We start from the raw sequence: 15,218 nt of genomic DNA on the forward strand, positions 1-15,218 counted from the left end.
CGACTCCTGCGCGGAGCAGGGCATTTCATGGAGGAGGGGCCCGGCGGAAGCCGGGGCCCTCCTCCATTTGTACTACAACTTAGGTTAGGCTAACCTAACTCACGCACCCCACCCCTCCCCCGCCCCCCGCTTCCCCATGCCCGGAGGAAAGTTGATGCGCACGCATCTGCTGAACGAGACGACCGCGGACCTCTACCGGCGCTCCGTCACCGAGGGCGTCGACCGCGTCGCGGCCAGACTCTCCACCACGCGGCGGCCCCACACCGGCATATCCGTCGACGAACTCGCTCCGGTCATCAACGGGATCGACCTCGACGCGCCGCTGGCCGACACCGCCGCCGCCCTCGCCGAGCTGGAGGACGTCTACCTCCGCGACGCCGTCTACTTCCACCACCCGCGCTACCTGGGCCACCTCAACTGCCCGGTGGTCATCCCCGCGGTGGTCGGCGAAGCGGTCCTGTCGGCCGTCAACTCCTCCCTCGACACCTGGGACCAGTCCATCGGCGGCACGCTGATCGAGCGCCGCCTCATCGACTGGACCGCCCGGCGCATCGGCTTCGGCGAGGGCGCGGACGGCGTCTTCACCTCCGGCGGCAGCCAGTCGAACTTCCACGCCCTGCTCCTCGCCCGCGACGAGGCCTGCCGGACCGTCATGCAGCGCGCCCACGAGGCGGGGGCCGGGATCACCAAGGCCGAAGTGCTGCCGAAGCTGCGCATCTTCACCTCCGAGGCCAGCCACTTCAGCGTCCAGAAGTCCGCCGCCATGCTGGGCCTCGGCTACGAGGCCGTCATCTGCGTGCCCGTCGACCGCAACCGCCGCATGGACACCGCGGTACTGGCCCTGGAGCTGGAGAGCTGCGCCGGCGAGGGCCTCTTCCCCATGGCCGTCGTCGCCACCGCCGGCACCACCGACTTCGGGTCCATCGACCCGCTCCCCGAGATCGCCCGCCTGGTCGCGGAGCACTCCGCGTGGATGCACGTGGACGCCGCCTACGGATGCGGCCTGCTGGTCTCCCCGACCCGCCGGCACCTCCTCGACGGCATCGAGAAGGCCGACTCGGTCACCGTCGACTACCACAAGTCGTTCTTCCAGCCCGTGAGCTCCAGCGCGATGCTGGTCCGCGACCGCCACACCCTGCGGCACGCCACGTACCACGCGGACTACCTCAACCCGCGCCGGATGGCCGAGGAGCGGATCCCCAACCAGGTCGACAAGTCGATCCAGACCACGCGCCGCTTCGACGCCCTCAAGCTCTGGATGACCCTGCGCGTCATGGGCGCCGACGGCATCGGCTCCCTCTTCGACCAGGTCGTCGACCTGGCCGCCGCCGGCTACGAGGTCATCGCCGCCGACCCGCGCTTCGAGGTCGTCGTCGAACCGCAGATCTCCACCCTGGTCTTCCGCTACCTCCCCGCGGGCGAGCTGCGCCCCGACCTCGTCGACGAGGCACAGCTGCACGCCCGCAAAGCCCTGTTCGCCTCCGGCGAGGCCGTCGTCGCCGGCACCAAGGTGGACGGGAAGCAGTACCTGAAGTTCACCCTCCTCAACCCGCAGACCACGACGGCCGACATCGCGGCCGTCCTCGACCTCCTCGCCGCACACGCCGAGCAGTTCCTGGGAGAATCCCTTGCCGTCCACCACTGAGCCCCACGACTTCATCGGCATCGGCCTGGGTCCCTTCAACCTGGGACTCGCCTGCCTGACCGCGCCGATCGACGGGCTCGACGGTCTGTTCATCGAGTCGAAGCCGCACTTCGAGTGGCACGCCGGAATGTTCCTGGACGGCGCTCACCTGCAGACCCCGTTCATGTCGGACCTGGTCACCCTCGCCGACCCGACCTCGCCCTTCTCCTTCCTGAACTACCTGAAGGACAAGGACCGGCTGTACTCCTTCTACATCCGGGAGAACTTCTACCCGCTGCGCGCCGAGTACAACGACTACTGCCGCTGGGCCGCCGACCGGCTCGACAACGTCCTGTACTCCACCTCCGTCACCGAGGTCACCTACGACGAGACCGCCGGCCTGTACGAGGTCCACACCGACCGCGGCGAGACCCACCGCGCCCGCCGCCTGGTCCTCGGCACCGGCACCCCGCCGCACGTCCCGGCGGCCTGCGAGGACCTCGGCGGGGACTTCCTGCACAACTCCACGTACATGCAGCACAAGGAGCGGCTCCAGCGGAAGAAGTCGATCACCCTGATCGGCTCGGGCCAGAGCGCGGCCGAGATCTACTACGACCTGCTCGCCGAGATCGACGTCCACGGCTACCGGCTCGACTGGATCACCCGCTCGCCGCGCTTCTTCCCCCTGGAGTACACCAAGCTCACGCTGGAGATGACCTCGCCGGAGTACGTGGACTACTTCCACGCGCTCCCCGAGGACACCCGCTACCGGCTGGAGACCCAGCAGAAGAACCTCTTCAAGGGCATCGACGGCGACCTCGTCAACGCCATCTTCGACCTGCTCTACCAGAAGAAGATCACCATGCCGGGCGCGGTCCCCACGACGCTGCGCACCAACACCTCCCTGAACAGCACGGCGTACGACACCACCACCGGCACGTACACCCTGGGCCTGCGCCAGGAGGAGCAGGAGCGGGACTTCTCCCTCACCACGGAGGGCCTGGTCCTCGCCACGGGCTACAAGTACCGGATCCCGGACTTCCTGGCCCCCGTCCGCGGCCGGCTGAACTTCGACGGCCACGGCCGCCTCGACGCCGCCCGCAACTACAGCATCGACGTGACCGGGCGCGGGGTGTACCTGCAGAACGGCACGACCCACAACCACTCCCTCACCTCGCCCGACCTGGGCATGGCCGCGTACCGCAACGCGTACATCGTCGGTGAGCTGCTCGGCCGCGAGTACTACAAGGTCGAGAAGTCCATCGCGTTCCAGCAGTTCGCGGCCCCGGAAGGCATCCACGCATGAGCACCACCCCGGAACTCCTCTTCGCCCGCACCGACGCGGCCCTCGGGACCTTCTCCCTCCGCCCCCTGGACCCCTTCTCGGACGCGGAGCTCCTGCACGCCTGGGTCACGCACCCGAAGGCCGCGTTCTGGATGATGCAGGACGCCACCCTCACCGAGGTCGAGCGCGAGTACGTCCGCATCACCGCGCACGAGCACCACCACGCCTTCATCGGCCTCCACGAGGGCCGCCCCGCCTTCCTGATGGAGAGCTACGACCCTTCGCGCCTGGAGCTCGTCGGCCTGTACGAGGCCCAGCCCGGCGACGTCGGCATGCACTTCCTCGTCGCTCCCACCGGGAACCCGATCAGCGGCTTCACCCGCGCGGTGATCACGACGGTGATGGCCGCCCTCTTCGCGGACCCCGCCACCCGGCGCGTCGTCGTCGAACCGGACGTCCGCAACGAGGCGGTCCACGCCCTGAACGAGGCCGTCGGCTTCGTCCCCGAGCGCGAGGTCCGGAAGCCCGAGAAGACCGCCCTGCTCAGCTTCTGCACCCGCGAGCAGTTCGAAGCCACCCAGCGGGAGTCGATGTGAGCCTCACCGACGCCGTCTCCCACCTCTCCCCCGAGCTGTGGGCCCGCGCCAACCGCGCCCTGGTCCGCAAGGCCCTCGCGGAGTTCTCCCACGAACGCCTGCTGACCCCTGAGCCGCTGGGCGGGGACGTCTACTCGGTCCGCAGCGACGACGGAGCCGTCGAGTACCGCTTCCGCTCGGCCCGGCTCGCCCTGGACCACTGGTCGGTGGACGAGCGGTCCATCACCCGCCACCACGACGGCGGGACCCTGGAACTGGACGCCCTGGACTTCCACATCGAGTTCCAGCGGACCCTGGGCCTGAGCGCGGAGGTCCTCCCCGTCTACCTGGAGGAGATCTCCTCCACCCTGGCGGGCACGGGCTTCAAGTACACGAAGCCGCAGCCGTCCTCCGTCACCCTCGCGAAGTCCGGCTTCCAGGACATCGAGACGGGCATGACCGAGGGCCACCCCTGCTTCGTCGCCAACAACGGCCGCCTGGGCTTCGGCGTGCACGAGTACCTCGCGTACGCGCCGGAGACGGCGAGCCCGGTCCACCTGGTGTGGGCGGCGGCCCACAAGGACGTCTCCACCTTCACGGCGGGCGCGGGCCTGGACCACGACACGTTCATGCGCGAGGAACTGGGCGAAGCCGCGATGGCCGGCTTCAGGGCCAGGCTCACCGCCCTGGACCTCGACCCGGAGGACTACCACTTCCTCCCCGTCCACCCCTGGCAGTGGTGGAACAAGACCACGGTCACCTTCGCGGCGGAGATCGCCAACCGCCGCCTGGTCCTGCTGGGCGAGGGCGAGGACGCCTACCTCCCGCAGCAGTCGATCCGTACCTTCTTCAACACCACCACCCCCACCAAGCACTACGTCAAGACGGCCATCTCGGTCCTCAACATGGGCTTCATGCGCGGCCTCTCCGCCGCCTACATGGAGGCCACCCCGGCCATCAACGACTGGCTCCACCAGCTGATCGAGTCGGACGAGGTCCTCCGGTCCGTCGACTTCTCGATCATCCGCGAGCGCGCGGCGATCGGCTACCACCACCGCCAGTACGAGCGCGCGACGGACCGCTACTCTCCGTACCGCAAGATGCTGGCCGCCCTGTGGCGCGAGTCCCCGGTGAACTCCCTCCGCGAGGGCGAACGCCTGGCCACCATGGCCTCGCTCCTCCACGTCGACGCGGAGGGCCGGTCCTTCGTCGGCGCCCTGATCGCCGAATCGGGCCTCACCCCGGCGGAATGGCTGAAGCCGTACCTCCGCGCGTACCTGCTCCCGCTCCTGCACTGCTTCTACCAGTACGACCTCGCGTACATGCCGCACGGCGAGAACACGATCCTGGTGATCAAGGACGGGGTGGTGCAGCGGGCGATCTTCAAGGACATCGCCGAGGAGATCGTGGTCATGGACCCGGACGCGGTCCTCCCCCCGGCGGTGGAACGGATCAAGGCCGACGTCCCGGAGGACATGAAGCTCCTGTCGGTCTTCACGGACGTCTTCGACTGCTTCTTCCGCTTCCTGAACGCGATCCTGGCCGAGGAAGGCATCTGCACGGAGGAGGTGTTCTGGAAGGCGGTGGCGGACTGCGCCCACGACTACCAGGCCTCGGCCCCCGCCCTGGCGGACCGCTTCGCGCAGTACGACCTCTTCACCCCGGAGTTCCAGCTGTCCTGCCTGAACCGCCTCCAGCTGCGCGACAACAAGCAGATGGTCGACCTCGCGGACCCGTCGGCGGCCCTCCAGCTGATCGGCACCCTCAAGAACCCCGTCGCGCCCTTCGCCCGGCGCTGACGGCCCGGAGCGGGCGGGCTCCCGATACGGTCCCTCGGAAGCCCGCCCGCCACCCGCCTGCCGCGGTCCGCGCCCATGGCGCCTACTCCCACGGCACCTCCGGCGACCGGTAGTACGCGGTGCCCTGGGCGTCCAGGCGGGGGCCCTGGGCGGCGAGGCGGGGGCGGTAGGTGTCCCAGCGGAGTGACGCCGCCGGGGACCAGCCGAGTTCCGCGATGCCCAGGAGGCGGGGGAAGGCCATCAGTTCCCAGTCGGCGCGCGTCGCGACGGTCTCCGTCCAGAGGGGGGCCTCCACGCCCAGGACGGCGGATTCGGGGACGTCCGGGAGGTAGGCGCCCGGGTTCCAGGAGTAGGAGCGCCGCACCGGGACGTAGCCGGCCCAGGCCAGGCCCGGCTTCGTCGCCTTGTCGTACTTCATGTCCAGGTAGGCGCGGTCCGCCGGGGAGAGGATCAGGGGATGGCCCGCCCCGGCCGCCGCCGCGACCGCGGATTTCTCGGCTGCCGCCGTCCGGTCGTGGCCCCAGTACTGGAGGACCGCCCCCCGCGCGGGGCGGGCGTTCGCGAGCTGGTGCCAGGCCACCACCGTCTTGCCGTGCTTGGCCACCACCGCCTGGGCGCGGTCCATGAAGGCCGCGTAGTCCGCCGCCGGGGTGGAGTGGGCCTCGTCGCCGCCGATGTGGAGGTAGCGGCCGGGGGTGAGGGCGGCCAGCTCGCCGAGGACGTCGTCGATGAACTCGTACGTGCGCTCCTTGCCCACGCACAGCGAGCTGAAGCCGACCTTGGTCCCGGTGTAGCGCTCGGGGGCCTTGCCGTCGCAGTTCAGCTCCGCGTAGGAGGCCAGGGCGGCGTTGACGTGGCCGGGCATGTCGATCTCGGGGACCACGTCGACGTAGCGCTCCGCCGCGTAGGCGACCAGGTCGCGGTACTCGGCCTTGCTCCAGTGGCCGCCGGGTCCGCCGCCGACCTCGCTCGCTCCGCCGTAGGTGGCCAGGCGCGGCCAGGAGTCGATGGCGATCCGCCAGCCCTGGTCGTCGGTGAGGTGCAGGTGCAGGGTGTTGATCTTGTACTGGGCGAGCTGGTCGACGTACCGCTTGACCTGCTCCACCGGGAAGTGGTGACGGGCGATGTCCACCATCGCCCCCCGGTACGCGAAGCGCGGGACGTCGGTGATCTCGCCGCCCGGGACCTCGCCCGTGCCCCGCACCGGCAGCAGCTGCCGCAGCGTCTGCCCGGCGTTGAAGAGGCCCGCCGGGGCGTGCGCGGTCAGGGTGACCCCGGAGGGGGTGGTCCGCAGCCGGTAGCCCTCGGCCCCCAGCTCCCGGGCCCGGTCGTCCAGCCGCAGCCGGATCCCGTCCCCCTCCTCCCCGTCGACCACCGGCAGCGGCAGCCCGCTCGGCCCGCGCAGCTGCTCCGCCAGGAGCTCGCCGACCCGCCGCACCTCCTGCGGCGAGCCCGGCCCGGTACGGATCACCGTGCCCGCGCCGAAGCCGTACCCGGCGCCCGCGGCCCGGGCGGAGGCCGGCGCCGGCAGGAGCCGTTCGTAGGGGGTGAGGGCGGCGGGACGCCCGGAGCCGGGTCTGGCCTCGTCACCGCGGGCCTCGGTGCGGGAGACGGCGCCGCCGAGGGCGCCGAGGACGAGGAGGGTGCCGAGCGCGCGTCGCAGGACTCTCATGTGCCCAGGTATAGGCCAGACGGCCCCCATTCGGGGCCCACATACCGGTGGGAGAATCACCGGATGGCGGAAATCATCCAGAAGGACGGTACGTGGACCTTCGACGGGGACGCGGTGCGCATCGTGCCGGGCCGCGACAAGGGGGTGGGGCTGCTCCGGCAGCACTTGGGCGAGGTGGTCGTGCCGCTGCGCGCGATCGCGGGGATCAGTTACGAGCCGGGGCGCAAGGCGGGTCGGCTGCGGCTCAGGCCACGCGACGGGGCGGACCCGCTGGTGCAGGTGACGGGCGGGCGGCTGCCGGAGGCCTCCGACCCGTACCGGCTGGCCGTGGAGTCGGACCGGTCGGGGGTGGCGGAGTACTTCGTGGACGAGGTGCGCAACGCCCTGCTGCTGGACCAGGTGGATCCCGGCCCCTGCGACGCGTACCTGCTGCCGGGGCCCGCGGTGCCGGTCTCGTTCGGCGCGGGTGACGCCACGGCCTCCTTCGACGGCGACCGGGTGGTCCTGGAGTGGAACTGGACGGCGGAGGAGGCCAAGCGTTCCGGGGGTCCGTGCGAGTTCCGGGTCGCGGACGTGCGGGCGGTGGACTGGTACCCCTCGAAGGGCCTGGACCACGGCTGGCTGCGGTTCACCCTGGACGGCGCCCCTCCGGCCTCCGCGCCCAAGTACGACCGCTGCGCTGTGGAGCTCTTCGGCTTCAAGAAGGACCCGCTGATGGCGCTGGTCGCCGCGGCCGTGGCCGTGCGGATGCCCCATCCGGCGGCTCCCGCGCCCGAGGCGGCGGGGCCGCTGCCGCTCGCGGAGTCGGCCCCGGCGCTGGCGGGCGAGGCCGCGGACCACGACACCCTGCTGCGACGGCTGCGCGAGGTGGGCGAGCTGCACCGGTCGGGCGTCCTCACCGCCGATGAGTTCTCGGCGGCGAAGGCGGCGATTTTGGGTCGTTTCTGACCACGCCGTACCGGAATCTCCTCTTCCCTGGTCCAGACCAGCGAGATCCTGCCCGATGTCGGGCAGGATCTTTGCGTTTCACCCGCCGGACAGTCAATATCTACTGGTGCTCGACCGCCGCCCGTCACATGACGACCTCGTCGACCACCTGGTGCGCAGCACCGCGCTGCGGCGCGGCGAGGCCGCCCGGGTGGTGCTCGACGTGCTCGCGTACTTCAACGAGACGACCGAGGAGTTCGTCCGCCGCCGCCACCGCGAGCTGCAGTCGGGCGGGGCGGTCAACGCGGAGATCTTCGAGCGGATCGCGGCCGAGCTGCCGCACCGCGCCGTGGCGCCACCGGAGCTCTCGCTCCGGCAGCTGCGCCGCATCGTCTACGGCTGACAGGGCCGGGGCGGCCCGTACGGCCGCGCGCGGACGAGCAGGACACCGAACTTCAGGAGGGGCAAGACCGTATGTGTGGAATCGTCGGTTACATCGGCAAGCGTGACGTCGCACCGCTGCTGCTCGAGGGCCTGGCACGGCTGGAGTACCGCGGGTACGACTCGGCGGGCATCGTCGTCAACAGCCCGAAGGCCGCCGCCCTGAAGATGGTCAAGGCCAAGGGCCGCGTCCGCGACCTGGAGGCCCGCGTCCCCAAGCGCTTCGCCGGCACCACCGGCATCGCCCACACCCGCTGGGCCACCCACGGCGCCCCGAGCGACCTCAACTCGCACCCGCACCTCGACCCCGAGAACAAGGTCGCCGTCGTCCACAACGGCATCGTCGACAACGCCGCCGAGCTGCGCGCCAAGCTCGAGGCCGAGGGCGTCGTCTTCGCGTCGGAGACCGACACCGAGGTGATCACCCACCTGATCGCCCGCTCCCAGGCCGACAGCCTGGAGGAGAAGGTCCGCGAGGCGCTCAAGGTCATCGAGGGCACCTACGGCATCGCCGTGATGCACGCCGACTTCGCCGACCGCATCGTCGTCGCCCGCAACGGCTCCCCGGTCATCCTCGGCATCGGCGAGAAGGAGATGCTCGTCGCCTCCGACGTGGCCGCCCTGATCGCGCACACCCGCCAGGTCGTGACCCTCAACGACGGCGAGATGGCCACCCTCAAGGCCGACGACTTCCGCACCTACACCACCAGCGGTACGACGACCACCGCCACCCCGGAGACCGTGGAGTGGGAGGCCGCCTCCTACGACATGGGCGGCCACGACACCTACATGCACAAGGAGATCTCCGAGCAGCCCGACGCGGTCGACCGCGTGCTGCGCGGCCGGATCGACGACCGGTTCAACACCGTCCACCTGGGCGGCCTGAACCTGGACCCGCGCGAGGCGCGCGGCATCCGCCGGGTCAAGATCCTGGGCTGCGGCACCTCGTACCACGCGGGCCTGATCGGCGCCGGCCTCATCGAGAGCCTGGCCCGCATCCCCGCGGACGCCGAGCCGGCCTCCGAGTTCCGCTACCGCAACCCGGTGGTGGACCCCGACACCCTCTACATCGCCGTCTCCCAGTCCGGTGAGACGTACGACGTCCTCGCGGCCGTCCAGGAGCTCAAGCGCAAGGGCGCCCGCGTCCTCGGCGTGGTCAACGTGGTCGGCTCCGCGATCGCCCGCGAGGCCGACGGCGGCGTGTACGTGCACGCCGGCCCCGAGGTCTGCGTCGTCTCCACCAAGTGCTTCACCAACACGGTGGTGGCCTTCGCGCTGCTCGCCGTGCACCTGGGCCGGATCCGGGACCTGTCGGTCACCGACGGCAAGCGGATCATCGACGGCCTGCGCCGGCTGCCCGCGCAGATCGAGGAGATCCTGAAGGGCGAGGAGGACATCAAGCGCCTCGCGGCCGAGTACGCCGACGCCAAGTCGATGATGTTCATCGGCCGGGTCCGCGGCTACCCGGTGGCCCTGGAGGCCTCCCTGAAGCTGAAGGAGATCTCCTACATCCACGCCGAGGCCTACCCGGCCTCCGAGCTGAAGCACGGCCCGCTCGCCCTCATCGAGCCGGCGATGCCGACGGTCGCGATCGTCCCGGACGACGACCTGCTGGAGAAGAACCGCGCGGCGCTGGAGGAGATCAAGGCCCGCAGCGGCCGCATCCTGGCCGTCGCCCACCGGGAGCAGGAGAAGGCCGACCACACCATCCTCGTGCCCAAGAACGAGGACGAGCTGGACCCGATCCTGATGGGCATCCCGCTCCAGCTGCTGGCGTACCACACCGCCCTGTCCCTGGGCCGGGACATCGACAAGCCGCGCAACCTGGCGAAGTCCGTCACCGTCGAGTAGTCACCACCGCGCACGCGCGGCGGCCTCGGGGAGGGGCGACCTCCCCGGCCGACGCGACAGGGGTGCCACCGGAACTCCGGTGGCACCCCTGTCCGTTCTCCCGAGGTACCGGCCCGTCAGCCCGCGGCGACCGCGCGCCCCGAGGTCCTGCCCATCGCCATCGGCCAGTTGGCCAGCGCCGCGGTGGCCCCGTACCAGGCCAGCAGCCCGGACACGGCCGCGACCCAGCCGCCCGCCTCGGCCAGACCGGCGCTGTCCGCGAAGGCGGCGACGGCCAGCAGCAGGAGGGAGAGGGTCAGCAGGGCGTAGACGCCCTGGCCGAACAGCCCGCTCGACGCGGCGAGCGTGAGGGTCAGCGCGAGCATCGCGAAGAGGACCAGAAACGTTCCGGCCGCCTCGTCGGAGACCGTGGCTCCCGCGCCCTTGGCCCAGGTGAACCAGAAGATGCCGAGGCCCGCGAAGGCCGTGCCGTTGAAGCCGTTGCCGCCGCGGTACTCGAGGAGGCCGAGGAGGAAGAGGGCCGCGCCGCCGACGTACATCGCGAGCGACACGGAGTGGGCGGCGGTCACACCGGAGAGGATCCCCGTGTGGCCGATACCGAATGCGAGAAGGGTGAGACCCAGGGAGATGTTCCCCAGGGTGGAGGTCGAGGCCGTTCTTCCCGCAGAGACACCATTGTCCACGGCGGGCTCCCTTCGATCTGCAGTTGTCTGCTGCGTCCCAGCAGCGTTTATCTACCCTTTACATGGGGGCTCACAACCGCACGAGCGACGTACAGAGGGTCACGGAATGACAACAACGGGTCGCTGCGCCCGCTTCGCCAGCCGCCCCGCGACCGAGCCGAAGATCCGCCCGACGATCCCGTGAGTGGAACCGACCACGATGGCGTCCGCCGAGTACTCCCGGCCGACCTCCTCCAGCTCGTGGCAGATGTCACCCCCGCGCTCGACGAGGATCCACGGCACCTCGGACAGGTAGTCCGCGCAGGCCAGCTCCAGACCGAGCACCTCGGTGCGGTGGTCGGGCACGTCCACGAAGACCGGCGGCTCGCAGCCGGCCCACACCGTGGTGGGCAGCCGGTTCGCCACATGGACGATGATCAGACCGGAACCGGAACGCCGGGCCATGCCGATCGCGTAGGCCAGGGCCCGCTCACTGGACGTGGAGCCGTCGAAGCCCACCACCACGCCGTGCCGGAAGGCCGGGTCGCAGGGGTGACGTGTCTGTTCCACCGCGCGCAGGTCGCTCGATACGGAATCGTCGGCGAAGGGTTTGCGCTTGCGGTCCGCGGGTTCGGAGAATTCGTGACCGGCCATGGGTGTCTCGGCGAAGAGTCCTCGGGGGAAGCGACAGGGGCGGTTTCGGCGACTCGGACTTTCTGACGACGGGGGCCTGGATCACGAACGTTTTTGACGACGCAGCGTGACCGGGGTCTGTCCTGGAAGCATCTTCCCAAGCCCTCACCCCCCAGGGTACGGCGACACTCCTGTCCTGCACAGGGCATGCCGCCCTTGGAGAGCGTCCCAGGGAGCATGCCGGAGCGAGAGCGCCTTGGCAATGGCAGCTGTCCCCTACAGCCAGTGACGAGAGACCTTCGCGCCACCCGTGCGCGCAGTGACCGAGGCCCGGCCGGGGCGTTGGACAGGAGTCCGACCGTCCAGGAAGAGCCCGCAGGGAGTACGCCGTGCCCGGTCATCCGGTTCACCCCGTCCCGCCCGTCCAGCCCGCTCCGATGACGCGGTCCGCCCGGTCCGCCCGCTCCGCGGCGTCGCCCGCGCGCGCCCCGCTTCACCCGTCCGTGCGGTCCGCCGGACGCGCCCATGACGACCCGGCGGGTGACGTGGTGCGCTGGGCCGCCTTCAGCTGCCTGCTCGTGCCCGTGGTCCTGGTGGTCTACGGGACCTCGTACGGCGGGGCCGCCGTGGCGACCCTGGGGCTGGCCGCCGTCACCGCCGCCTGCCGGGTGCTGCTGCGGTACTCGGAGAAGACGGAACGGGCCGCCGCGCGCGTGCGGTCGGAGGATCCGCTTCCGTCCGGCCACCGGGGCCGGCACTCCCGTACCGGGGCGGGTTCGCACCGCGGCTGCCACGGCTCCGGTGGCCTGTCCCCTCACGACTGACCGGTTCGCACGTACACACCCGGTTGTTTTCGGCCAACTTCCGGACCCCATGCTTCCCTTGCCGGAATGTTCCCCCGACCCCACCACCACCAGCGACTACGGGCGAGAGGGGACGATTCGACCCCGTGAGTACTGGCCACGGCCGGATCGCGGGCTATCGGGCCGGGTAGCGGAGTGGAACGCTTCCTGATCGAATGCTTTTCGCCAAGTTGCCAAGTCGACATAGCGCTGCGTGCTGAACTTGTCACGCCGACACCACGGGACGCAGTAGATTCGATCATGTATTTACGGCGGGGGATCCACGTGCAAGGCCGAGGGGAAACGTGCAGGTGCGACCAGACCAAGGAGTCGCGACACCCAAGGGGGGCTTAGCGCCATGAGCCAGGATTCCACCGCCGCCGTCGTCGCCGACGCGGGCCGGAAGCTCGCGGGGCGTCGCCGCAGGGAGATCGTCGCGGTGCTGCTGTTCAGCGGCGGACCGATCTTCGAGAGTTCCATTCCGCTGTCCGTGTTCGGGATCGACCGACAGGACGCGGGAGTTCCACGCTACCGACTGCTCGTGTGCGCCGGGGAGGACGGTCCCCTGCGGACCACCGGCGGACTCGAACTGACCGCGCCGTACGGGCTGGAGGCGATCGCCCGGGCGGGCACGGTCGTCGTTCCGGCCTGGCGCTCCATCACCTCGCCCCCGCCGCCGGAAGCGCTCGACGCGCTGCGCCTGGCGCACGAGGAGGGGGCCCGGATCGTCGGCCTGTGCACGGGAGCCTTCGTGCTCGCCGCCGCCGGGCTGCTGGACGGCCGGCCCGCGACGACGCACTGGATGTACGCGCCGACGCTCGCCAAGCGCTACCCGTCCGTCCACGTCGACCCGCGCGAGCTGTTCGTCGACGACGGCGACGTGCTGACGTCCGCGGGCACCGCGGCCGGAATCGACCTGTGCCTGCACATCGTGCGCACGGACCACGGCAGCGAGGCGGCCGGGGCACTGGCCCGCCGGCTCGTCGTCCCGCCGCGCCGCACCGGCGGGCAGGAGCGCTACCTCGACCGGTCCCTGCCCGAGGAGATCGGCGCCGACCCGCTCGCCGAGGTCGTCGCCTGGGCACTGGAACACCTCCACGAGCAGTTCGACGTGGAGACGCTGGCCGCCCGCGCCTACATGAGCAGGCGCACCTTCGACCGGCGGTTCCGCTCGCTCACCGGCAGCGCTCCGCTCCAGTGGCTGATCACGCAGCGGGTGCTCCAGGCGCAGCGGCTGCTGGAGACCTCCGACTACTCGGTCGACGAGGTCGCCGGACGCTGCGGCTTCCGCTCGCCGGTCGCCCTGCGCGGCCACTTCCGGCGGCAGCTGGGGTCCTCCCCGGCCGCCTACCGCTCCGCCTACCGCGCACGCCGGCCGCAGGCCGAGGTGTCCCCGGTGTCGGAGATGCAGGGCTCACCGCTGCCGCACCAGCGCACTCCGCAGCCCCAGCGGGCCGCGGCGGCCCTGGCCGCCTCCGGCCCGAGCGTGACCGAGCTGTACGCCCCGAGCCGGGTGCTGCGCGAGCACGCGTAGCCGTCCCCGCACGAGCGAAGAGGTCCCCCGCACCGGCCGATCACCGGTGCGGGGGACCTTCGGCATAAGGTGGGGCGCATGAACGATCGCATGGTGTGGATCGACTGCGAGATGACCGGGCTCTCGTTGACGGACGACGCACTTATCGAGGTGGCCGCGCTGGTCACCGACTCGGAGCTCAACGTGCTCGGCGAAGGCGTGGACATCGTGATCCGCCCGCCGGACGCGGCCCTGGAGACCATGCCGGACGTGGTGCGCGAGATGCACACCGCTTCCGGGCTGCTCGACGAGCTGGCCGCCGGCACGACCCTGGCCGACGCCGAGGCGCAGGTCCTGGCGTACGTACGGGAGCACGTGAAGGAGCCGCGCAAGGCCCCGCTGTGCGGGAACTCCGTCGGCACCGACCGCGGGTTCCTCTCGCGCGACATGCCCGCGCTGGAGGGCCACCTGCACTACCGGATCGTGGACGTGTCCTCGGTCAAGGAGCTGGCGCGCCGCTGGTACCCGCGGGCGTACTTCAACAGTCCGCCGAAGAACGGCAACCACCGGGCGCTCGCGGACATCAAGGAGTCCATCGCCGAGCTCCGCTACTACCGGGAAGCGGTCTTCGTGCCGCAGCCCGGACCCGACTCGGACACCGCCCGGGCCATCGCCGCCAAGCACGTGGTGACGGACGCGTAGTCCTCCCGGAGGGGGGCGCGGGGGAAAGGTGGAGCGAGCACCCTCCCGGACCCTGTACCCTTTTCTTCGGCCGGTCGTTCTGCGACCGGACATGGTGGGTGTAGCTCAGCTGGTAGAGCACCTGGTTGTGGTCCAGGTGGCCGCGGGTTCAAGTCCCGTCACTCACCCTGCGGGAAGGCCCCGGTTCGCGAGAGCGGACCGGGGCCTTCTGCGTTCCCCAGACAGCGGTGCGTCCCCGCGCCGGCCCGTGGGCGATCGGCTCCGCCGGCGGGCCGGGTCCCGTGCGGCGGGCCCTACGGTGACGTCCGCATCGCGGCCAGGCCCTTCGCCAGGTCTTCCGCGTTCATGACGGGGCTCACTTCCAGCTCGGCGTTGAACTGGAGGAAGAGGTCCTCGAGGATCGCCGGCAGCTGCGCGCTGTCCTGGAGATCGAAGACCATCCAGCAGGAGCGCACGCCCTCGTGAAGGCCGAAGTAGGCCGCCTCCGGCTTGATCTTCTCCATGAGGTCCTTCACGGCCCTGGGCAGGGATCCGGTCTTGATGCCCTCGTTGGTGGCGGCCGTGTCCATGTGGGCCCTGAGCATGACTCTCATGCGTGGCTCCTTCCGTCACGGCCACCCTCGGCGCGGCACGGGGACGCCGCAACCTGTGCGCCCCCGTCCGGGCGGAAGGCGCCGGCCGCGCGGACGCGA

At 70.8% G+C, this 15,218-nt stretch carries 14 protein-coding genes and 1 tRNA gene; 11 read left to right on the forward strand and 4 right to left on the reverse strand.

Going from position 1 to position 15,218, the window contains the following annotated elements; genetic code table 11:
* Positions 1-154 precede the first annotated feature (154 nt).
* The 4 genes from ACZ4WZ_RS07855 to ACZ4WZ_RS07870 are packed head-to-tail and all read left to right on the forward strand — an operon-like array spanning position 155 to position 5,283.
* The gene (locus tag ACZ4WZ_RS07855) at positions 155-1,645 is read left to right on the forward strand and encodes a pyridoxal phosphate-dependent decarboxylase family protein (RefSeq protein ID WP_467886485.1); all 1,491 of its coding nucleotides are present in this window, start codon (positions 155-157) and stop codon (positions 1,643-1,645) included.
* On the forward strand, positions 1,629-2,930 hold the full coding sequence (locus ACZ4WZ_RS07860; RefSeq protein WP_467886488.1) for a lysine N(6)-hydroxylase/L-ornithine N(5)-oxygenase family protein: 1,302 nt from the start codon (positions 1,629-1,631) through the stop codon (positions 2,928-2,930). Before ACZ4WZ_RS07855 ends, ACZ4WZ_RS07860 begins: the two co-directional genes overlap by 17 nt.
* Positions 2,927-3,505, forward strand: a complete 579-nt coding sequence (locus ACZ4WZ_RS07865; RefSeq protein WP_467886491.1) for a GNAT family N-acetyltransferase — start codon at positions 2,927-2,929, stop codon at positions 3,503-3,505. Before ACZ4WZ_RS07860 ends, ACZ4WZ_RS07865 begins: the two co-directional genes overlap by 4 nt.
* A complete protein-coding gene (locus ACZ4WZ_RS07870) occupies positions 3,502-5,283 on the forward strand; it encodes an IucA/IucC family protein (protein WP_467886494.1) in 1,782 nt (593 codons plus the stop codon). The genes ACZ4WZ_RS07865 and ACZ4WZ_RS07870 overlap by 4 nt, the downstream gene beginning before the upstream one ends.
* An 82-nt stretch (positions 5,284-5,365) precedes the next feature.
* On the opposite strand, the gene ACZ4WZ_RS07875 is transcribed toward ACZ4WZ_RS07870, so the two are convergent.
* Entirely contained in the window at positions 5,366-6,955 is a 1,590-nt protein-coding gene (locus ACZ4WZ_RS07875) for a beta-N-acetylhexosaminidase (protein ID WP_467886497.1), read from the reverse strand.
* 63 nt (positions 6,956-7,018) lie between these two features.
* Here ACZ4WZ_RS07875 and ACZ4WZ_RS07880 point away from each other — a divergent pair, with 63 nt between their 5' ends.
* The 3 genes from ACZ4WZ_RS07880 to glmS all read left to right on the forward strand — a co-directional run bounded on the left by ACZ4WZ_RS07880 (position 7,019) and on the right by glmS (position 10,174).
* Complete coding sequence (locus ACZ4WZ_RS07880; protein WP_467886500.1) at positions 7,019-7,903, forward strand: DUF4429 domain-containing protein; 885 nt, start codon at positions 7,019-7,021, stop codon at positions 7,901-7,903.
* A 106-nt stretch (positions 7,904-8,009) separates the two neighbouring features.
* Positions 8,010-8,285, forward strand: coding sequence for a hypothetical protein (locus ACZ4WZ_RS07885; RefSeq protein ID WP_388938730.1), 276 nt, complete (start codon positions 8,010-8,012; stop codon positions 8,283-8,285).
* Positions 8,286-8,356: 71 nt separating this feature from the next.
* Positions 8,357-10,174: a glutamine--fructose-6-phosphate transaminase (isomerizing) gene (gene glmS / locus ACZ4WZ_RS07890; protein ID WP_467886503.1), complete on the forward strand. Its 1,818-nt coding sequence runs from the start codon at positions 8,357-8,359 to the stop codon at positions 10,172-10,174.
* A 116-nt stretch (positions 10,175-10,290) separates the two neighbouring features.
* Here glmS and ACZ4WZ_RS07895 read toward each other — a convergent pair whose 3' ends face one another.
* The gene (locus ACZ4WZ_RS07895; protein ID WP_467886506.1) at positions 10,291-10,857 is read right to left on the reverse strand and encodes an acetate uptake transporter; all 567 of its coding nucleotides are present in this window, start codon (positions 10,855-10,857) and stop codon (positions 10,291-10,293) included.
* Between the two features lie 99 nt (positions 10,858-10,956).
* Positions 10,957-11,490: a universal stress protein gene (locus ACZ4WZ_RS07900; RefSeq protein WP_467886509.1), complete on the reverse strand. Its 534-nt coding sequence runs from the start codon at positions 11,488-11,490 to the stop codon at positions 10,957-10,959.
* A gap of 416 nt (positions 11,491-11,906) precedes the next feature.
* On the opposite strand from ACZ4WZ_RS07900, the gene ACZ4WZ_RS07905 reads away from it, so the two are divergent.
* From ACZ4WZ_RS07905 to ACZ4WZ_RS07920, 4 genes are all read left to right on the forward strand, one after another.
* Positions 11,907-12,293 (forward strand): hypothetical protein, encoded by a 387-nt coding sequence (locus ACZ4WZ_RS07905; RefSeq protein ID WP_467886512.1) that lies wholly within the window; start codon positions 11,907-11,909, stop codon positions 12,291-12,293.
* A 376-nt stretch (positions 12,294-12,669) separates the two neighbouring features.
* On the forward strand, positions 12,670-13,845 hold the full coding sequence (locus tag ACZ4WZ_RS07910) for a helix-turn-helix domain-containing protein (RefSeq protein WP_467886515.1): 1,176 nt from the start codon (positions 12,670-12,672) through the stop codon (positions 13,843-13,845).
* 78 nt (positions 13,846-13,923) lie between these two features.
* Positions 13,924-14,526 carry an oligoribonuclease gene (gene orn, locus ACZ4WZ_RS07915; RefSeq protein WP_467886517.1) on the forward strand — a complete coding sequence of 201 codons (603 nt, stop codon included), beginning with the start codon at positions 13,924-13,926 and terminating at the stop codon, positions 14,524-14,526.
* A gap of 94 nt (positions 14,527-14,620) precedes the next feature.
* Positions 14,621-14,693, forward strand: a tRNA-His gene (locus tag ACZ4WZ_RS07920).
* 126 nt (positions 14,694-14,819) lie between these two features.
* On the opposite strand, the gene ACZ4WZ_RS07925 is transcribed toward ACZ4WZ_RS07920, so the two are convergent.
* Entirely contained in the window at positions 14,820-15,119 is a 300-nt protein-coding gene (locus tag ACZ4WZ_RS07925; RefSeq protein WP_467886520.1) for a hypothetical protein, read from the reverse strand.
* Positions 15,120-15,218 lie beyond the last annotated feature (99 nt).

Source organism: Streptomyces sp. NPDC029122, assembly GCF_055569445.1.